We start from the raw sequence: 19,186 nt of genomic DNA on the forward strand, positions 1-19,186 counted from the left end.
CCGGCCCGGCGCCACCGCCGCCACCGGGGCACCGGCGAGCGGAGCGGGCGCCGCCCCCGCCGCGGACACCGGGTCCTCACCGGCAGCCGCGGCCCCCGGCGCCCCGGAAGTCCGGGGAAGCCTGCTGACGACGGCGAACGTCCGCGCCGTCCTGACGGCGTTCCGCGAGGCGAGCGGCTCCGCACAGGTCACGGAACTGACCGTGTACGAGGACTACGCACTGGCCTCCATCCCCACCGCGCCCGGCGCCCGCACCTACGACGCGTACGAGTTCCGGGGCGGTGCCGCCCGGCGCACCGGCCCCGGCGGCACGATCAGCCGCGACAGCGCCGACGAGCAGCCCTTCGACGTCGCCGCCCTCGCCTGGGACCGGCTCCCGGACCTCATGAAGCAGGCGGAGCGGGACCTCGGCGTGGACGACCCGACGATGCGCTACGTCATCGTCGACCGGTGGACGTTCAACGGGGACGAGCCGACGATGCGCTTCTACCTCACCAACGAGTACCGGGCCAGCGGCTATCTCGCCGCGGACCGCACCGGGAAGGTCGTGGCCAGCTACCCCTCCTCCTGACCGCGCCCCGGCCCCCGACCGGGAGACCTTGGAGACAGCCGGGACCCCGGGGACGCGCCGGGCACGGGGCCGACCGGCGTGGCCGGACGGGAACACCGTGACGGCGGCGGGGCGGGAGGGGAGGAGCGGCATGGACGGTGGAGGGGAGTCCGCCACCCCGCAGGAGTTCTTCGCCGGCAGCCCGCCCGGACTGCGGGTCTCCGACCGGGTCTCTGGGCTGCTCGGCGGCGACCCCGCCGGCCGCACGGTCGCGGTCGGGCGCAGTCGGGTGGCCTTCCGCGCGGGCCCGGGGCGGGACCGCGGCTTCGCCTTCCTGTGGCTGCCCGGCCGGTACCTCCGCAGGCCCGACGCGGAGGTCGTGCTGTCGATCGCCCTGCCGCGCCCCGTCCGCTCCGCCCGCTTCAAGGAGGTCGCGCACCCCGCCCCGCACGTCTGGATGCACCACCTGGAGGTGCGGGACGCGGCGGACCCGGACGCGGAGGCCGCCGGGTGGCTGCGCGAGGCGGCGGGGCACGCCGCACATCGCCGCTGACGCCCGGCCCGTCGCCGCCCGACGTGCTCTCCCGCGCCGCACCGGCACGGGAGAGCGAGCCTGACACCCCGCAGGCCCGATGCGCCCCCGGCCCGCAGACCCCGGCCCCGGGGGAGGCGGGACGGCACGGCGCCGCGGACCGGTACGGGCGGCGGGACCGCGGCGCCGCGGCCGTGCCGCTCGGGGAGCCCGGGCGGCCCCAGCGCACCACGGTGGAGTCAGTCGGCGTCCGCCGACCGCATCATCTCCTCCGCACGCCGGTCCATCTCCTCGGGCGAGACGTCCTCCACGTGGCTGGCGACGTTCCAGCGGTGGCCGAACGGGTCCTCGAACTGGCCGCTCCGGTCCCCGTAGAACTGGGTGCGCACGGGATCCAGCTCCGTGGCGCCCCGCGCCAGGGCCGCCGCGAACACCGCGTCGACGTCCTCCACGTACACGTACAGGTTCACCGGCGTGCCGCCGACGGCCCGCGGGCTGCGGAAGTCCATCTCGGGGAACTCGTCGGAAAGCATGACGACCGAGTCGCCGAGCACCAGTTCGGCGTGCGCGATCCGGCCGTCCGGGGCCTCCATCCGCATCCGCTCACGAGCGCCCAGCACGGCAGTGTAGAAGTCGATGGCCGCCGCGGCGCCGTCGAGGCACAGGTAGGGGGTGATGCGCGGATGGTCTTCGGGGACGGGCATGACGCTCACCGGACTCCTGCCTTTCGCACGGGGTGAGGAGCACCGACCAGCCTGGCACGCCCCCGGGGAGGCCGCAGCCCGGGCGGGTCCGCGTCAGCGCGGTCCGAAGTGGCGCCCGAGCTCCGCCACCACGGCACCGACCGCCGGCGAGCGCCACCGCCTGCGCAGCCGCACCGACTGCACCGGCACGTCGGGGAACCGGGGACCCGCCACCTCCGCCAGGGTGCCATCGCGCAGGGCACCCGCCACGGTGACCCGCGGCATCAGCGTCAGCCCCAGCCCGGCCGCCACGCACGAACGGGCGGCCTCGATGCTGCCGAACCGGGTCAGCCGCGGCCGGACACCGGGCACGGCGAGCAGCTCGCGGGCCAGGCGGTCGCTGTAGGAGCAGCCCTGCTCGTGCAGGAAGAAGTGCTCCCGGGCGAGCTCCGCCCAGCCCGGCGCTGCCCCGGCCCGCCGGCCGCGGGCCAGCGGATGTCCCGGCGCCGCGACGAGCACGAGGGGCTCCTCGGCGATCCGTTCGGCGTCGAGGTCGGGGTACGCGGCCTCCTCTTCCAGCAGCAGCGCGAGGTCCAGACGCCCCGACCGCAGCCCGTCGACCGCGTCGGCCGTGCCGGACGGCTGCAGATGGATGTCGACGTCCGGGTGCGTGCGGCGCAGCGCCGCCACCAGCCCCGGCAGCCGGGCCGAGCACAGCGTCTCCCCGGCGCCGATCACCACCTCGCCGGCCACGGGGCCGCCGTCGGCCGCCGCGGCGGCGGCCCGCAGCCGGGCCTCCGCGTCCAGCACCGCTTCGGCCTCGGAGAGCAGCCGCCGTCCCGCGTCGGTGAGCACGGCGCCGCGCGGCAGACGGTCGAAGAGCCGCGCTCCCAGGTCCTGCTCCAGCGTCCTGACGTGCACGGTCACCGTCGACTGGGCGAGATGCAGCTCGGCGGCCGCCGTCGTGAAGTTCCCCGTGCGGGCGAGCGAGCGGAAGGTGCGCAGAAGTCGGGTGTCCACGCCCCGATCCTAGCCAGAGCGATCGAATAACCCGATGGGAAGAAGCACTCATCATCATTTCCCTGCATGGCAGGTGCCGTGGCACCGTGAAGCCATGAGCAGCACAACGCGCCCCGACGTCCTGCGGTACGCCGCCTTCACGCCTGCCGCCGCCGACGCGTCCGCGGCGGCCGGCAACCCGGCAGGGGTCGTCCTCGACGCCTCCCGTCTCGACGAAGCGGCCATGCAGGCCGTCGCCGCCGACGTCGGCTATTCGGAGACCGCTTTCGTCACCGACCGGGACGACGACGGCCGCCGCGTCCGCGTCCGCTACTTCAGCCCCCTCGCCGAGGTCCCCTTCTGCGGACACGCCACGGTCGCGACGGCCGTGGCGCTCGCCGAGAGGTCCGGCACGGGCGCCTACCTGTTCGACACACCCGTGGGGCCGATTCCCGTGTCCACCGACTCCGCCCCCGACGGCACCGTACGGGCCGCGCTGACCAGCGTCCCCACCCGCTCGCGGCCCGCCGGACCGGAGGAACTCCGCGCCGCCCTCGCCGCGCTGGGCTGGGCGGCCGGCGACCTCGACCCGGACCTGCCGCCCCACGTCGCCTTCGGCGGCAACGACCACCTCGTGCTCGCCGCGGCGGGCCGGGGGAGACTCGCCGACCTCTCCTACGACTTCGACGGCCTCGCGGACACCATGCGGCGGCACGGCTGGACCACACTCCAACTGGTGTGGCGCGAGAGCCGGGACGTGTTCCACGTGCGCGACCCGTTCCCGGTCGGCGGGGTCGTGGAGGACCCCGCGACGGGCGCGGCCGCAGCCGCCTTCGGCGGCTACCTGCGGGCTCTCGGCCTCGTCGAACGGCCCGTCACGCTCACCCTGCGGCAGGGCGAGGACATGGGCCGGCCGAGCGAACTGCTCGTGGACGTCGACCCGGCGGACCCGCGGGTCCGCGTCACGGGCCGCGCACGGGAGATCGGCGGCGCCGCATGACCACCGGGGCGGACACCACGGTGCACGTCGACACGGGAGACGGGGTGCGCCTCGCCGTGCGCGACACCGGTGGCGAGGGGCGGCCGGTGGTCGTCCTCCTGCACGGCTGGCCGGTCACCTCCTACCACTGGCGCTTCACGGCCCCCGCGCTGGCAGCCGCCCGGTTCCGGGCGGTCGCCGCGGACCTGCGCGGACTGGGCGGCTCCACCGCGGGCAGCGGGCGCTTCGACAAGGAGGCACTGGCCGGCGACGTCATCGCCCTCGCGGACCGGCTGGGCGCCGACCGCTTCGCGGTGGTGGGCCACGACTGGGGCGGCACGGTCGGCTACCTCGCCGCGGCCGCGCACCCGGGGCGGGTGCGCGCCCTCGTCGTGGAGGAGGAGGTCCTGCCGGGCGTCGACGCGCCGCTCCCGCCGCCCGGGCGGGACCACTACCCGGACTGGCACGGCCCGTTCAACCGCCGCCCCGGCCTCGCGGAGGCCCTGCTCCCGGGGCGTGAGGACACCTACCACGGCGCGTTCCTCCACCAGAGCGCGGGCCCCGAACCGCTCGCCGACGACGCGGTACGGGTCTACCTGGACGCCTACCGGCGCCCGGCCGCCCTGGCGGCGGGCCTCGGCTACTACCGCACGGGCCCCGCGGACGCCGCGGCGGTACGCGCCCGTGCGGAGCAGCCGCTGCGGGCACCCGTCCTCGCGATCGGCGGGCGGTACGGCATGGGCACGGCCGTGACGCACGGCCTCTCGACCGTCGCCGCGCACGTCGAGGACCTCCAGGTCCCTGGAGCGGGCCACTACCCGGCCGAACAGGACCCGGCGACCGTCAACCCGCGTCTCGTCGGCTTCCTGCTGCGCCACGCCGGCACCGGCACGGCGTGACGCCGCGGCGGGTCACCCCGGGGACCCCCGCCCGTGAGCAACCGGCGCGGGGTCCCCGGACAAGCGCATCGCCAGGGTCACCGCGCTCCCCGTCGGCCCGCACGCGACCGTCAGCCGGTCGCTGACCAGCCGGGCGACCCACAGGCCACAACCCCCGCCCGGACCCGGCGGCGGGACGGCGTCCTCGGCGAACCCCGGGCCCCGATCGGTGACCTGGCACTCCAACTCCTCCGGGGTCCGGCTCAGCACCAGCACGCCCCGGCCTCCGCCGTGCCGCACGGCGTTGCCCGCCACGGCGTCCACCGCCACCACGAAGTCCCCGCGCCGCGGCCCCGCCAGCCCCGCCAGGGCGGCGCAGCCGTCCGCCAGCAGACGCAGCCCGGGAAGGTCCCCGCCGCCGAACTCCCTCCGCACCACGATCCGTCGGCCGGCACCCGCCGCACCACCGGCCCGCTCCCGCACCATCCGGCTACCCCACCACATCGAGCACGGCCGGGTCCGCGCCGAGCCGCCGCAGCAGCAGCGCGTGCCCCGCCGCGCACCGGACCCGCACCGGACGGCGCAGCTCCGACGCCCGGGCGAGCACCCGGGCGAGCTCCCCGGCGCAGCCCGCGCCCAGGAACCCCGCCCGCAGCAGGTCCACCGTCACCCCCGCCCCGGGCTCCCCGCCCCCTCCCGCCGCGAGCAGCTCCTCCAGCGCGGCCGCAAACCGTTCCTGCGTAGCGGTGTCGGCCTCACCGATGACGTACAGCGTGGCGCCGTCCCGACGGCACCTCAACTCGCCCAGCGCGGGCAGCAGGTGCTGCGGGTGCGCCCGGCACATGGCCTCCAGCACCGGCGGCGCGAACCGCCGGCGGTCGTAGGCGCAGACCTCGCTGTAGAAGCCGCCGTCGAAGAGGTGGCCGGCCCGCTGCTCCCGGTCCATCACCGCCTCCACATCGGCCCCCAGGTCCGCGACCCAGCCCATGTCGATGTACGTGCGCAGCCCCGCGTAGCCCTCGGCCCGCGCGGTCTCCGTCTCCTCGGCGATGCGCTCCCACTGCCGGTCCACCGTGAACCGCCGCTCCGGCAGAATGAGTTCCCGCACGCTGCTCGACCGCAGCTGCTCCCGCGCGTACGCGCCCGCCACCAGCGGCCCCGGAGCCTGCTGGAGCCGTGAGCGCAACTGCGCGGGCGTCAGCTCGGGCGGCCCGAACACGATGACCTTCTCGCCCCGGGTGAGACCGGTCCACACGAAGGCGGCCAGGACGTCCCAGGCCGGGGTGCCGGTGTCGTAGCACAGGAAGGCGTGATGGCCCAGGCCCATGTGCTGCACGGGCAGGGTGCCGGGATGCTGCTCCTCCCCGTCGACGCGCACACTCATGTCACCCACCCCCGAAGAGCCGCATGGTGCGTCCACGGTATCCACCGGCCGCGGGGGCCCGGTGCGGGGAACCCTGGATGACCGATTCTGCTGTCCCCCGTCCGCGTGGCCTCGCGCAGATGTACCCCTCGCAGGCGCCGGCCGGTGCGCTCCACGAGCCCTATGCGCGGGAGCGTGCGCCGCGCAGGGGCCGCGGACGGCGCGCGCGGTGCGGCGGACGAGCCCCGTCCAGCCCGGGCAGCTGCGGCGTGCACCGCACGGAACGCCGCGGGGCGGGGCAGGCAGGTCCCTGACCGACCGGTCGGTGAACTGCCTCCGCCTGCAGAAAGGGGAGCCGTGCGCGTCACACGCCGGGTCCGCCGCCACCTCGTCCTGCCCCTCGCGGCCGTGCTCCTGGCCGGGCTGTGCGCCGCGGCTCCCCGCAACACGGTCACGCTGCGGGCGGTGTTCCTGGGCGACTCGTACACCGCCGGCCACGGCATCGCGCCCCTGGACGACCCGGCGCTGCTGTGCCTTCGGGCGAGGGAGAACGTGCCCGCCGTGGTCGTGGACCAGCTCGCCGACCGGGCCGTGGAGGTGACGGTCCAGGCGGACGTGTCGTGTGCGGGGGCCGCGATCGACCACGTCTGGCTGCCGCAGGACCTCGGCGGCGGACTCTCGGCCGAGCCGCAGAAGAAGGCGCTGCGCAAGGACACCCAGCTCGTCGTCGGCAGCCTGGGGCTCCACACCCTCGGGTTCGGGCGGGTGCTGAAGCAGTGCTCGGCGCGGCTGCGCGGCCACGAGGGCGCGATGCTGCCCGGCGCACCACTGGACGCCCGCTCGCCGGCGGGGGAGTGCAGGGCCTATCTGGAGGACGGCCCCGGCGCCGCGTGGCTGGCGGAGCGCTTCACGGACGCGGCCGAGGACCTGGAGAAGCTGTTCTCCGACATCGACAGCGAGTCACCCGAAGCCCGGGTGGTCCTCGTCGGCTACCCGAGGTGGGTCCCCGCAGACCCCGCGGCCTGCCGCGCGGCGGTCCCGGACGGCACCGAAACGCCCTTCGCCGACCTTCCGGCCGACGCGCTCCCGTTCCTCGACCGGGCGGTCCAGGCACCGCTCAACGCCCTCATGCGGAACACCGCGCACGCCCACGGCGCCCACTTCGTCGACCTCTACGCCGAGACGGGCGGCGCGACGGCCTGCGCGGGCAGGGAGCGGAGGCTCGGCGCACTGCTGGAGGAGTCCCGGGTGACGTTGTTCCACCACGCCGTGCCGTGGCTGCTGCACCCCACCGAGGACGGCCGCGACCACCTGGGCGACCTGGTCGCCGACGCCGTCGCAGGACTGCACGGGCGTTGACCACCGGTGCGGGCGCGAGCGGCCGCACCGGCGAGGGCGAGCAGCCGGTGAAACGGCCTCAAGGAGCCCCCCGCAGCCCTACGATGAGGGGCACGGCCCCGTGCCGGGCCGCCCACGCACCGTTCCCGGGAGGCCCCATGACACCACCGTCGTACGCCGAGAGGTGGCCTCCGAGCTACCCGCCGAAGACCCCGCCGCCCCCGAAGCGGCCCGTGGAACCGCCGCGGCCGGAGCCGGGCGGCGGCGCCGAGGCGGCCGCGACCCTGCGGGTGCGGGCCCGCATCGCGAACCGCCGGGCGGGCAACTGGACCTACTCGGCCGAGCCGTGGGCGACCGGCTCCACGCCGCGCCGGGCCGGCCGGGACATCCTGGAGCGGTTGCGCACCTGGGGGTACCGGCTCGCGGACGACCATCCCGTGGTGGCCCTCACCGAGCGGCTGGTACGGGAGGCCGCCGCTGACGGGGGCCGCAGGGTGAGCGTGCACCTCGCCGACGACCGCGACGACCGCCAGGTGGCGGTGATGGTCCTCTCGCACGGCGGTGCGGAGACCCCCGAGGCGGACGGCGTCCTCGCCGAACTCGTCGCGCTGGGCGCGGTGTCAGTCGGCACGGAGAACAGCCGGGACGACGGCGGGCGACGCCGCTGGGCAGTCGTCGGACTGTAGCCCGCAGCCGTCCGGGACGCGTCCCCCGCGTCCGCCTCGGGGCCGGGGCCGGGGCCGGGCCGGGACCGCCCGCTGCCCTCGGTCACCGTGCCCGCGTGAGCGAGGGGCGATGGCCGGACCTGGACGAGATCGAAGCGTGGTCCGCCGCGGTGGCCGAGGGGCGCGTCAGCCGCGACGCCGCCGACCGGCGAGCCGCACGCCGGCACCGGGACGACTCCCGGGGCGACGGGGGCGGCACGGACGAGCTGTCCCGGTGGGCCCTCGGCCTCCTGCACGGTATCGACCTGCGGCCGGGCCCCGGCGAGCCGTACCTGCACGACGACGCGCAGGTACGGGCGTGGCACGAGGAACTTCGCCGCCGCCGCGCCGGATGACGCGCCGCGGGACGGCGGCTCCACACTCCGGCGCCAGGTGGGCCCGGCGCCCCGTCGCCCGTGGCCGTCAGCGCTCCGGGACGTCCTTGACGAACACGAGCGCGTCCATGCCCTCCAGACCGGCCGGGTCGAGCGGGGCGTAGCCGAACCAGGGCGACACGCGGGACACGGGCCGTGCCGCACCGAACGCGGAGGCCAGCCGCCGGGCGTCGACGACGCAGCGGTCCTCCGGCAGGGCGTACAGGGCGCCTTCGACGCTCTCCGGCCCGGGCGCGTCCACCCCGCGGTGCCGGATCGTGCCGAGGGCCGTGGGCACGAAGGCGTACTCCCCGCCCAGCCGGGCGCCCACCAGCGCGCCGGCGCTCCACCACTCGACCGGCCCGCCGTCCATCCGCAGGGAACTCTTCTCCCGCTGCAGGTGGGCGTTGTGGGCATGGACGAGTGCCGGGGCGCGGTCGGCGACGGCGAGCAGGTTGCGCGCCATCATCAGGTCGCGCAGCGCGCACAACCGGGACATCCGGCCCGGTGAGGGGTCGGCCATCCCGCGGTGGTAGCGCAGCAGACCGGTCGCGGTGCGCCCGTACAGGCGCGCCCTGTCCCAGTCGTCACGCGGGCCGGCAGCGAGCAGGTGCGGCGTCTGCGCGTCCAGCAGCGCCACCAGGTCGTCGGCGAGCACCCGCAGCCGGTCCGCCTCGGCCGACCGCCCCGCGGACCGGGCGGGATCCCTCATCGCGGCGGGACCGGACCACCGCTCGTCGGGACCGAGCAAGCCGTCCAGGGCCGTACGCGTGCAGGGCAGCAGGGCCGCGTCCACCCGGGCCGCGAGGTGGTCGTACAGGGCGAGGAGGGCCTGCCGGGGGCTCGCGGCACCGGTGATCTCCAGCGGCCCGTCGAACCCGGCGAAGCGGACCTGCTCCGAGGCGGGCCGTCCCTCGTTGTACGCGCGCATCCAGCGCACGAGTGAGCGGTTGGCGGCCAAGGCGCCCCAGCCGTGGCTGAAGCCGCGCTCCATCACCTCGTCGAGGCTGCCCGTGCCGGAGGTGACGTGGTCGTCCACGAGCAGGCCCCGCAGGCAGTCGCTCTCCAGCGCGATCGTCCGGTACCCCTCCTGCTCGACGAGTTGCCGGAAGAGTCCGTTGCGCAGGTCGAGCAGCGCGTCCTCGCCGTGGGTGGGCTCACCGAGGGCGAGCAGCCGGGGCCGGGACGGCAGCAGCCGCAGTACGGCTGCGGCCCCGACGGCATGGGCGGTGTCCGTGATGCCAGGAGTCATGGCTTCAACGCTATCGTTGAAGCTCCGGTGGAAACTTCCTGCCGATATCCTCGGAGGCATGGCCAGAAACCCTCAAAGCCGTGATCGCCTCCGGCCGGTCGACCTGGCACGTGGTCACGGGCTGTCCACCCAGGCGGTGCGGAACTACGAGGGGGCCGGCATCCTCCCGGCCGCCGACCGCAGCCCGCACGGCTACCGCACCTACACGCCCCTGCACGCGGCGGCGCTGCGCGCGTTCCTGGCCCTGGTACCCGGCCACGGCCATCAGGCGGCGGCATCCGTCATGCGCGCGGTGAACGCAGGCGCGGACGACGAGGCGTACCGCCTGATCGACGAGAGCCACGCCCGGCTGCTCGACGACCGGGCCACCCTCGGGGCCGTGGAGCGCGCCCTGCGCGACCTGGAACGCACGGAGGCGCGCCCCCCTTCCTCGGCGGGGCCCGCCGCATCACCGCGCCCGGCCGGGGAACCGGCGCCCGCCGCGGCACCCGGCCGGGGCCGCACGTTCATCGGTCCGCTGGCCAGGCGCCTCGGCGTCCGCCCCGCCACGCTGCGCGCCTGGGAGCGGGCCGGGCTGCTGCGCCCGCGCCGGGACCCGCACACCGGGTACCGCGTCTACGACGAGGCCGACGTGCGGGACGCCCGCCTGGTGCACCAGCTCAGACGCGGCGGCTACCTGCTGGAGCAGATCGCCCCGCTGATCGCACAGGTGCGGTCGGTCGGCGGCCCGGAGCCGCTGCGGGCCGCACTGGACGACTGGCGCGGCCGACTCACCGCGCGCGGGCGGGCCATGCTGGCCGGGGCCGCAGAACTGGAGGCGTACCTCCGCGCACGCGGCACCTGAGGAGACCGCTCCGTGAGGCGTGCCTTCCCGGCCCGCAGGAGCCTTTCACGGGTACCGAGTGCACCCTCAACAGGATCCCGCCCGTCCGCGGCGCCCTCCTCGCGCGGACCGCCTCCGTACGCGCACCCCTCGTGCGGTGCCGCCCACCCTGCCGGAGACGAGTACGCGCACTCATGCGTTGCCGTGGCGGCGCCGCCGAGCATGGGCTCGACAGTGTCCGACCGACACGGGGGTCCCCATGCTCAGCCGTCTCGCCACCACCCTCCTGCCCGCCTTCGGGCGCCTCTCGGTGACCGCGGACACCCGTGCCCGCTTCGCCCCGGGCAGCATCATCGTCGCCAACCACACCTCGCTCGCCGATCCCGCCGTCGTCCTGGCGGCCCTCCATCAGCTGGGGGTGCAGCCGGTGGTGATGGCCGCCGCCGGTCTGTGGCGGGTCCCGCTCCTGGGCCGTGTCCTGCGGGGCGGGGCGCACATCCCCGTCCACCGCGGCGACCCCCGCGCACCGCAGGCCCTCGACCTCGCCACCGGGGCCCTCTCACGGGGCCGGCTGGTGCTGCTCTACGCGGAGGGAGGGCTCCCGCGGCGCACCGATCCGGCGGAGGCCCCGCCCGAGGCGTTCCGCAGCGGCCTGGCCCGGCTCGCCGAGCGCACCGGTGCGCCCGTCGTGCCCGTGGGGCAGGCCGGTGCGCGGCGGCTGACCTCGGGCACCGCGGCGAAGCAGCTGGCCGGTGCGGCCACCGCTCCGCTGCGCCGCCCGCGGCTGCACGTCCACGTGGGCGCTCCGGTCGCGTTGACGGGTGACCGCTCGGCCCGCACGGCGCAGGCGCACGGGGCGGTCACCGCCGCGTGGCGGTCGGCCGTCGGTCACCTGGCGGGGAGCGGCGGGGGAGCGCGGAAGTCTTGACGCGGTACGCGGCATGGCGAGTCATGGGAGGGCCCCCGGCGGTCTCCTGGGCGCCGCCGGGGTCGCAGATGCACCCGTCGGTGGTGCAGCCCCTGCCACCACCCCGCCCACCGGAGCGGCCGTCGGCTCCGTCGCCACCAGGGGCACCGCCGACACCGCCCCCGCCTCCTTCATCCACCCGCGACGGCAGCCCCTGCGGCACCGCGCGACACCCGCACCCGGCCGACCACGGGACGCAGCGTTCCGCTCCGCCAGTCGCCCGTAGGGCAGCCCTCAGACCGGCTCGACGGTGTAGTGGATCGTCTGCGCGACGATCCAGCCGTCCTCGATGAGGAACGAGTCGGCGCCGTCCCGCACCCGGGACCGCGCCGTCTCGGCCGTCCACTCCAGGAAGGCGACCCGCCCGTCGACCAGCCGGTTCGTGTACGTGTACGGCGCGTCCGGCAGCTCCTCGGCGAGCAGCCGGGCCAGCTCCCGTACGCCCGGGTGCCCGCGGAAGACGCCCCGCCGCTCCAGGACGACGCAGTCCGGCGACACGTTGCGCGCGATGTCCTCCTCGAAGCGGTGCTCGGCGGCGAGCCGCAGGTGGTCCTCGAACACCTCGCGCGGCGAGCGTCGACGCAGGTTCTCCGGCACATCCGCCTCCTCTGGGTCCCGCGGCCGGCCGACCGTCCCGCACCACCCACCGCGGGGAAGCCGGGCCCCGGCACGCCCCGGCGAGCCCGCGGCGGCTCCGGCCCCGTCTGGGCACGCTGCCGGCCCGCGGCGACGCCCTCCGGCCGTCTTCCGTACCGCATGCCTACCAGGGCCGCGGCGGCCCCAGGCACCGGCCACGCCCGGCAGAGCGAAGAACGCCCCGGAGGCGCTACGCCGGGAGCCCGGCGTGGGAAGCACCTGAAGGGGCCGACCGGCCCCCGGCGGCGCCCGGGCGGGCCGCCGCCCGGGGCACGGTGCACAGAAGGGACCCGGACGACGATGCCGTACCGACAGCCCGGCCGCGACGGGCGGCCGACCCGCGACGTGGAGCTCAACCCGCTGTTCAGCAGGGAGCCGGTACGGGTCCCGCGCCACGCCCTGTCCGCGGACGGGATGGACGCCGAGGCGGCGTACCAGATGGTGCACGACGAGCTGATGCTCGACGGCAACGCCCGGCTGAACCTCGCGACGTTCGTCAGCACCTGGGCGGAACCCCAGGCCCACCGCCTGATGGCGGAGTGCGCCGACAAGAACATGATCGACAAGGACGAGTACCCGCAGACGGCCGAGCTGGAGACCCGCTGCGTGCACATGCTCGCCCGCCTGTGGCACGCCCCGGACCCGGCGGCCGCCGTGGGCTGCTCCACGACCGGGTCGAGCGAGGCCGCGATGCTCGCCGGCCTCGCGTTGAAACGCCGCTGGCAGCGGCGCCGCGCGCCGGGGGAGCGGTCCACGCGCAGGCCCAACCTCGTCATGGGGGCCAACGTGCAGGTGTGCTGGGAGAAGTTCGCCGAGTACTTCGAGGTGGAGCCGCGGTACGTGCCCCTGGAGGGCGACCGGTACCACCTGACCGCCGAGACGGCGGTGCGGCTGTGCGACGAGGACACCATCGGTGTCGTCGCCGTCCTGGGTTCCACGTTCGACGGCAGCTACGAACCGGTCGCCGGCATCGCGGCGGCGCTCGACGCCCTGCAGGAACGCACCGGGCTCGACGTCCCCGTCCACGTCGACGGGGCGTCCGGTGCCATGATCGCCCCGTTCCTCGACCCCGACCTGGTGTGGGACTTCCGGCTGCCGCGGGTCGCGTCGATCAACACCTCGGGCCACAAGTACGGCCTCGTCATGCCCGGCGTGGGGTGGGCGCTGTGGCGCGACGCCGAGGCTCTGCCCGACGAGCTGGTCTTCCACGTGAACTACCTGGGCGGCGACATGCCGACGTTCGCGCTGAACTTCTCCCGCCCCGGGGCCCAGGTCGTCGCCCAGTACTACACCTTCCTGCGCCTCGGGTTCGAGGGCTACCGCCGGGTCCAGCAGACGTGCCGGGACGTCGCCACCCGGCTGGCGGCGCGCATCGCCGAGCTGGAGCCCTTCGAACTGCTCACGGACGGCAGCAGCCTGCCGGTGTTCGCGTTCCGGGTGCGAGACGGCGTCGACGCCTTCACCGTCTACGACGTGTCGGCGGCGCTGCGCGAGCGCGGCTGGCTGGTGCCCGCGTACGCGTTCCCACCGCACCGCGAAGACCTGCACGTGCTGCGCGTCGTGGTGCGCAACGGCTTCAGCCACGACCTGGCCGACCTGTTGGTCGAGGACCTGCGGCGGGTGCTTCCCCGCCTTGCCCGGCAGGGGCGGCCGCACCGTGGCGCGGCGGACACGGCCGGCTTCGCCCACGGCGCCGAGACGGGCCACCGCCGCGACATCCGCCCCCATTGACGGACCGCCCGTGCGCCTGCCCCGACCGCCACCGGCCTGCCGTGCCCACGGGTGACCTGCCGCTGCCGCCGGCGGGGGCGGCGGCCCGAGCGGTGCGTACCCTCCGCGCCCGGTGCCGGCATCGGCGGCCGGTGGTGCGGGGGAGGCTGACAGACCCGGTGCCGCTTGGCTTGATGCTTGGGAGCGCTCCCATCACCATGTGGGTTCGGGTTCTGCCGCCGTGCCCGCACTTCCCGCCGCCCCGCAACGGCACCCCTGCTCCCCGACGCTTCCGGCCCCGCCCGACCAACGCACCAGCGCGCCCCGTCCCGCCCCGCCCTCCGTGTCCCCGCCTCCTCCCACCGGGCCGGGCCGGCCCCACGGCCCCGGAGGCACCGCGCCCCCGGGCACCCGGCCCGTCCCTCCGCTCCCCACGGAAAGGCTGCGTCCGACATGACCGGACGATCCCCACGGTGCCGCCGGCCGGCGGCCCTCGTCTCCGTCCTCGCGGCGGCGCTCGCCCTCACCGGCCTGACGCCGCCGGGGCGGGCACCCGCCGCTGCCCCGGCCGCCGCGGCGGCCCCGTACCAGGACCCCTCCCTGCCCGTCGACGCCCGGGTCGACGACCTGCTGGCCCGCATGACGCTCGACGACAAGCTCGGCCAGATGACCCAGGTCGAACGCGAGTCCCTGCGACCGCAGTCGGACCTCGCGACGTACCGCATCGGCTCCGTGCTCTCCGGCGGCGACGGCACCGTGAGCCCCAACAACGCCCGCACCTGGGCCGACACCTACGACGCGTACCAGCGCACCGCGCTCGGCACACCGCTCGGCATCCCGATGATCTACGGCATCGACGCGGTCCACGGCCTGGGCGCCGTCCGCGGCGCCACCCTCTTCCCCCACAACATCGGACTCGGCGCCACCCGCAACCCCGCTCTCGTCGAGTCGGTCGGCCGCGCGGTCGCCGAGGAGGTGTCCGGCACCGGTATCGACTGGAACTTCGCCCCCTGCCTGTGCGTGGCCCGCAACGACCGCTGGGGCCGCACGTACGAGTCGTTCGGCGAGACCCCCGGCATCCCCGCGTCCATGACGACGTACATCACCGGCCTCCAGGGCGAGCGGCTCGGCGCCGGACCCGCCTCCGTGCTCGCCACCGCCAAGCACTTCATCGGCGACGGCGGAACCACCGGCGGCACCGACCAGGGTGACACCCGGCTCACCGAGGCCGAGCTGCGCGCCGTCCACCTGCCGCCGTTCACCGAGGCGGTGCGCCGCGGCGTCGGGTCGGTGATGCTGTCGTACAGCAGCTGGAACGGCGCCAGGCTGCACGGCCACCGCTACCTGGTCACCGACCTGCTCAAGGGCGAACTCGGCTTCACCGGCTTCGTCGTGTCCGACTGGGCGGCCGTCGACCAGCTCGACGGGCAGCCCGGCTTCACCGCCGAGGAGATCCGCACGGCGGTCACCGCGGGCGTCGACATGGTGATGGTGCCGCACGACTACCGGAGGTTCCTGTCCCTGCTGCGCGCCGAAGTGACGAGCGGACGCATCCCCGTGTCCAGGGTCGACGACGCCAACCGCCGCATCCTCACGAAGAAGTTCGAGCTCGGCCTCTTCGAGGAGCCGTACGCCGACCGCGCCCTCACCGGCACCGTCGGCTCCGCCGAGCACCGGGCGCTGGCCCGGCAGGCCGTCCGGGAGTCCCAGGTCCTGCTGAAGAACGAGGACGGCGTGCTGCCGCTCGACAGGTCCGCGAAACTGTTCGTGGCGGGCAAGTCGGCCGACGACGTCGGCAACCTCTCCGGCGGCTGGAGCCTCGGCTGGCAGGGCGGCAGCGGCGACGTCACTCCGGGCACGACGGTCCTCGAAGGCATCCGCGCGGCTCTCGCCGACCCGGGCCGGGTGACGTACGACCGGCACGGGCACGGCATCGACGGCAGCTACGACGCCGCCGTCGCGGTCGTGGGCGAGACGCCGTACGCGGAGATGCACGGCGACCGGCCCGGCGCCCTGGGCCTGGACCAGGAGGACCTGGCGACCCTCGACCGGCTGAAGGCCGCCGGGGTGCCGCTCGTCGTCGTGCTGGTCTCGGGCCGGCCCCTCGACATCGCGGCGCAGCTGCCCGACTGGGACGCGCTGCTGGCCGCCTGGCTCCCCGGCACGGAGGCCGACGGGGTCTCCGACGTCCTCTTCGGCGACCACGCCCCGAGCGGCAGACTGCCGGTGTCCTGGATGGCCGGGGTCGCGCAGCAGCCGGTGAACGACGGCGACGGCAAGACGCCGCTGTTCCCGTACGGGTACGGGCTCGGCTACGAGGAAGGGCCGCCCCCCGGCCCCACGCCGACCCCGCCACCGGCCCCCGGACCCGTGCCGGAAGCCTGCACGGCCGCCTTCGAGGTCACCGGGGCGTGGTCGGGCGGCTTCCAGGCGGAGGTGTCCGTGCACAACGTCTCGGCGACCCCCGTGGACGGGTGGGCCGTCACCTGGGACCTGGCCGGCAGTGCCGTGTCCGGCCTCTGGAACGGTTCCCTCGCGGTCGACGGCGGCCGGGCGACCGTTCGCAACGCCGCCTGGAACGGCGCCTTGGAACCGGGCGCCACCGCCTCCTTCGGCCTCACCGCCGACGGGGCACCGCCACCGTCGCCTCCCCTTTCCTGCACCGCCTCCTGAGCCCCTTCCGTACCAGGGTCGCGGCACTCCGCCCCGCGCCCCCCGCCCACGGGTCGGGGTGAGTCGCGTCTCACCCCGACCCGCGCGCTTGTTTGTGCAACGAGTTGCATATGAGGATCGGGGCATGGCGCTGCGCGATCTCCACGAAAGGCGTACCCCCATGACCGATCCGCTGCTGTTCAACCCGCACACCTACGACCCGGCGCACTTCGACCCGGAGACCCGCAGGCTGCTGCGCGCCACCGTCGACTGGTTCGAGCAGCGCGGCAAGCGGGCCCTGAACGAGGACTACCGCTCCCGGGCCTGGCTCGGCGACTTCCTCGCCTTCGCCGCGAAGGAGGGCCTCTTCGCGACCTTCCTCACCCCCGCCGCGGCCGCCGCCGGACAGCACGACAAGCGGTGGGACACCGCCCGGATCGCCGCACTCAACGAGATCCTCGGCTTCTACGGGCTCGACTACTGGTACGCCTGGCAGGTCACCATCCTCGGCCTCGGCCCGGTCTGGCAGAGCGACAACGCCGACGCCCGCGCCCGCGCCGCCGAACTCCTCTCCCAGGGCGAGGTGATGGCCTTCGGCCTCTCCGAGAAGGCCCACGGCGCCGACATCTACTCCACCGACATGCTGCTGGAGCCCGACGGCAGCGGCGGCTTCCGCGCCACCGGATCCAAGTACTACATCGGCAACGGCAACGCCGCCGGGCTGGTCTCCGTCTTCGGCCGCCGCACCGACGTCGAGGGCCCGGACGGGTACGTCTTCTTCGCCGCCGACAGCCGCCACCCCGCCTACCACCTCGTGCAGAACGTCGTCGACTCGTCCAAGTACGTCAGCGAGTTCCGCCTGGAGGACTACCCGGTCGCCCCGCACGACGTCCTCCACACCGGCCGCGCCGCCTTCGACGCCGCACTGAACACCGTCAACGTCGGCAAGTTCAACCTGTGCACCGCGTCCATCGGCATCTGCGAGCACGCGATGTACGAGGCCGTCACCCACGCGAGCAACCGCATCCTCTACGGCCGCCCCGTCACCGCCTTCCCCCACGTGCGCCGCGAACTGACCGACGCGTACGTCCGCCTTGTCGGCATGAAGCTCTTCAGCGACCGCGCTGTCGACTACTTCCGCTCCGCCGGGCCCGACGACCGCCGCTACCTCCTCTTCAACCCGATGACGAAGATGAAGGTCACCACCGAGGGCGAGAAGGTCATCGACCTCATGTGGGACGTCATCGCCGCCAAGGGCTTCGAGAAGGACACCTACTTCTCCCAGGCCGCCGTCGAGATCCGCAGCCTCCCCAAGCTGGAGGGCACGGTCCACGTCAACCTGGCCCTCATCCTCAAGTTCCTGCGCAACCACCTGCTGGACCCCGCGCCCTACGACCCCGTCCCGAGCCGCCTCGACGCCGCCGACGACGCGTTCCTGTTCCGCCAGGGCCCGGCCCGCGGCCTCGGCTCCGTCCGCTTCCACGACTGGCGCACCGCCTACGACGCGTACGCCCACGTGCCGAACGTCGCCCGCTTCCGCGAACAGGCCGACGCGCTCTGCGACTTCGTCACCACCGCGGCCCCCGGCGAGGAGCAGAGCCGCGACCTCGACCTGGTCCTGTCCGTCGGACAGCTCTTCGCGCTCGTCGTGCACGGCCAGCTGATCCTGGAGCAGGCCGCCCTGACCGGTCTCGACGAGGACGTACTGGACGAGCTCTTCGCCGTGCTGGTCCGGGACTTCTCCGCGCACGCCGTCGACCTGCACGGCAAGGACTCCGCCACCGGCCCGCAGCAGAGGTGGGCGCTCGCGGCCGTCCGCCGCCCCGTGACCGACGAGGCCCGGTCGGCCCGCGTCTGGGCCCGCGTGGAGGCCCTCTCGGGAACGTACGAACCGGCGCCGTGACCCGGCCGGTGCGCCCCGGACCCGGCCCCGCGCGGCCGCCGGGGCGCACCCGGCACCCGGGACGGACACCGGACCGCCCCGGGTGACGGCCGACCCGGCCGCCGCCGCCCCGGAACCTCGGTGCCACGGCCGGACACGGGTGGCGCCGTGCCACCCGGCCGCCGCGCTACGACGCTGCCGGTGCGCCGCCACCGCCCGGCGGCGCACCCTCCATGTACGCCGACCACACCCGCAGCGGGAGGGAGCCGGCCCCGCCCGGCGCGTCCGCTCCCGCCCCGTCGAGCGGCAGCAGGCCACCCCCGCCGGGTGCCGTCCGGAACACGGTCACGGCCGTCGACCACTCGTCCCCGTAGCCGACGAACCACGCCGCGGGGATCCGGTCCCTGTCGTCCGTGCGCCCGGCCGCGACCGGACCGAGCGTCCGCAGCGTGCCCGCGTCCACCGAGTCGACCGCCACGTCCCGCAGCGCCCGCGTCAGCTCCCGGACCGCCGCCCGGTCCAGTACCCGCCGGGCGGGCGGCCTCTCCAGCCCCTCCAGCACCCGGCCCCGATAGGTCACCGACACCACCGAGTACGGCGCGGCCCGCCGCCCCTCCCCGGCGAACGTCGCGTACGCCCCGGCCATCCGGATGGCGCTCGGCGTGGACGTACCGAGCGCGAACGACGCGTCCAGCGTGCCCAGGCTCCGGGGGAGCAGACCGGCGGCGACCGCCACGTCCCGCACGCGGTCCGGCCCGACCTCCGCGCCCAGCCGGCGGAACGCGTCCTGGTCGCCCCGCACCAGCGCCCGGCGCAGCGCCAGCGTCCCCGGCAGGGCGGCGCCGCGCCCACCGGCCCCCACCC

At 75.6% G+C, this 19,186-nt stretch carries 18 protein-coding genes and 1 pseudogene; 12 read left to right on the top strand and 7 right to left on the bottom strand.

Annotation, left to right across the window (positions count from 1 at the left end):
• Positions 1 to 571, top strand: a pseudogene (locus BJP40_RS33865) (hypothetical protein); the annotation flags it as partial.
• Positions 572 to 701: 130 nt separating this feature from the next.
• Positions 702 to 1,103, top strand: a complete 402-nt coding sequence (locus tag BJP40_RS01920) for a hypothetical protein (RefSeq protein ID WP_071278069.1) — start codon at positions 702 to 704, stop codon at positions 1,101 to 1,103.
• 218 nt (positions 1,104 to 1,321) lie between these two features.
• Here BJP40_RS01920 and BJP40_RS01925 read toward each other — a convergent pair whose 3' ends face one another.
• Complete coding sequence (locus BJP40_RS01925; protein WP_107416675.1) at positions 1,322 to 1,786, bottom strand: VOC family protein; 465 nt, start codon at positions 1,784 to 1,786, stop codon at positions 1,322 to 1,324.
• Between the two features lie 93 nt (positions 1,787 to 1,879).
• Positions 1,880 to 2,785 (bottom strand): LysR family transcriptional regulator, encoded by a 906-nt coding sequence (locus BJP40_RS01930; protein ID WP_071278073.1) that lies wholly within the window; start codon positions 2,783 to 2,785, stop codon positions 1,880 to 1,882.
• A 94-nt stretch (positions 2,786 to 2,879) separates the two neighbouring features.
• On the opposite strand from BJP40_RS01930, the gene BJP40_RS01935 reads away from it, so the two are divergent.
• Both BJP40_RS01935 and BJP40_RS01940 read left to right on the top strand, forming a co-directional pair.
• Complete coding sequence (locus BJP40_RS01935; RefSeq protein ID WP_071278075.1) at positions 2,880 to 3,764, top strand: PhzF family phenazine biosynthesis isomerase; 885 nt, start codon at positions 2,880 to 2,882, stop codon at positions 3,762 to 3,764.
• Complete coding sequence (locus tag BJP40_RS01940; protein WP_079170848.1) at positions 3,761 to 4,642, top strand: alpha/beta fold hydrolase; 882 nt, start codon at positions 3,761 to 3,763, stop codon at positions 4,640 to 4,642. The genes BJP40_RS01935 and BJP40_RS01940 overlap by 4 nt, the downstream gene beginning before the upstream one ends.
• A gap of 12 nt (positions 4,643 to 4,654) precedes the next feature.
• Here BJP40_RS01940 and BJP40_RS01945 read toward each other — a convergent pair whose 3' ends face one another.
• Together BJP40_RS01945 and BJP40_RS36060 are read right to left on the bottom strand one after the other, a co-directional pair.
• Complete coding sequence (locus BJP40_RS01945) at positions 4,655 to 5,125, bottom strand: ATP-binding protein (RefSeq protein WP_226962333.1); 471 nt, start codon at positions 5,123 to 5,125, stop codon at positions 4,655 to 4,657.
• Positions 5,112 to 6,005 carry an MEDS domain-containing protein gene (locus tag BJP40_RS36060; protein WP_071278080.1) on the bottom strand — a complete coding sequence of 298 codons (894 nt, stop codon included), beginning with the start codon at positions 6,003 to 6,005 and terminating at the stop codon, positions 5,112 to 5,114. Before BJP40_RS36060 ends, BJP40_RS01945 begins: the two co-directional genes overlap by 14 nt.
• Positions 6,006 to 6,341: 336 nt before the next feature.
• Between BJP40_RS36060 and BJP40_RS01955 the strand changes: the two genes are divergently transcribed.
• The 3 genes from BJP40_RS01955 to BJP40_RS01965 all read left to right on the top strand — a co-directional run bounded on the left by BJP40_RS01955 (position 6,342) and on the right by BJP40_RS01965 (position 8,382).
• The gene (locus BJP40_RS01955) at positions 6,342 to 7,343 is read left to right on the top strand and encodes an SGNH/GDSL hydrolase family protein (protein WP_071278083.1); all 1,002 of its coding nucleotides are present in this window, start codon (positions 6,342 to 6,344) and stop codon (positions 7,341 to 7,343) included.
• 137 nt (positions 7,344 to 7,480) lie between these two features.
• Complete coding sequence (locus BJP40_RS01960; RefSeq protein WP_071278086.1) at positions 7,481 to 8,008, top strand: hypothetical protein; 528 nt, start codon at positions 7,481 to 7,483, stop codon at positions 8,006 to 8,008.
• A 95-nt stretch (positions 8,009 to 8,103) separates the two neighbouring features.
• Entirely contained in the window at positions 8,104 to 8,382 is a 279-nt protein-coding gene (locus BJP40_RS01965) for a hypothetical protein (RefSeq protein ID WP_071278089.1), read from the top strand.
• 67 nt (positions 8,383 to 8,449) lie between these two features.
• On the opposite strand, the gene BJP40_RS01970 is transcribed toward BJP40_RS01965, so the two are convergent.
• Positions 8,450 to 9,652, bottom strand: a complete 1,203-nt coding sequence (locus tag BJP40_RS01970) for an erythromycin esterase family protein (RefSeq protein ID WP_071278092.1) — start codon at positions 9,650 to 9,652, stop codon at positions 8,450 to 8,452.
• Between the two features lie 58 nt (positions 9,653 to 9,710).
• On the opposite strand from BJP40_RS01970, the gene BJP40_RS01975 reads away from it, so the two are divergent.
• Positions 9,711 to 10,496 (top strand): TioE family transcriptional regulator, encoded by a 786-nt coding sequence (locus BJP40_RS01975; protein ID WP_071278095.1) that lies wholly within the window; start codon positions 9,711 to 9,713, stop codon positions 10,494 to 10,496.
• Positions 10,497 to 10,734: 238 nt separating this feature from the next.
• Complete coding sequence (locus BJP40_RS01980; protein ID WP_071278098.1) at positions 10,735 to 11,403, top strand: lysophospholipid acyltransferase family protein; 669 nt, start codon at positions 10,735 to 10,737, stop codon at positions 11,401 to 11,403.
• A 273-nt stretch (positions 11,404 to 11,676) separates the two neighbouring features.
• Here BJP40_RS01980 and BJP40_RS01985 read toward each other — a convergent pair whose 3' ends face one another.
• Positions 11,677 to 12,039, bottom strand: a complete 363-nt coding sequence (locus BJP40_RS01985) for a nuclear transport factor 2 family protein (protein WP_071267592.1) — start codon at positions 12,037 to 12,039, stop codon at positions 11,677 to 11,679.
• A gap of 339 nt (positions 12,040 to 12,378) precedes the next feature.
• On the opposite strand from BJP40_RS01985, the gene BJP40_RS01990 reads away from it, so the two are divergent.
• From BJP40_RS01990 to BJP40_RS02000, 3 genes are all read left to right on the top strand, one after another.
• Positions 12,379 to 13,809, top strand: coding sequence for a glutamate decarboxylase (locus BJP40_RS01990; RefSeq protein ID WP_071278101.1), 1,431 nt, complete (start codon positions 12,379 to 12,381; stop codon positions 13,807 to 13,809).
• A 432-nt stretch (positions 13,810 to 14,241) separates the two neighbouring features.
• Complete coding sequence (locus BJP40_RS01995; protein WP_071278104.1) at positions 14,242 to 16,461, top strand: glycoside hydrolase family 3 N-terminal domain-containing protein; 2,220 nt, start codon at positions 14,242 to 14,244, stop codon at positions 16,459 to 16,461.
• A 160-nt stretch (positions 16,462 to 16,621) separates the two neighbouring features.
• Positions 16,622 to 18,343, top strand: coding sequence for an acyl-CoA dehydrogenase family protein (locus BJP40_RS02000; protein ID WP_071278107.1), 1,722 nt, complete (start codon positions 16,622 to 16,624; stop codon positions 18,341 to 18,343).
• A gap of 166 nt (positions 18,344 to 18,509) precedes the next feature.
• Here the strand turns inward: BJP40_RS02000 and BJP40_RS02005 are convergent.
• On the bottom strand, positions 18,510 to 19,186 hold a 677-nt coding region (locus BJP40_RS02005; protein WP_256220597.1), incomplete at its 5' end, for a penicillin-binding transpeptidase domain-containing protein.

Origin of the sequence: Streptomyces sp. CC53 (assembly GCF_001865245.1) — a bacterium.
In the GTDB taxonomy this organism is placed as follows: domain Bacteria; phylum Actinomycetota; class Actinomycetes; order Streptomycetales; family Streptomycetaceae; genus Streptomyces.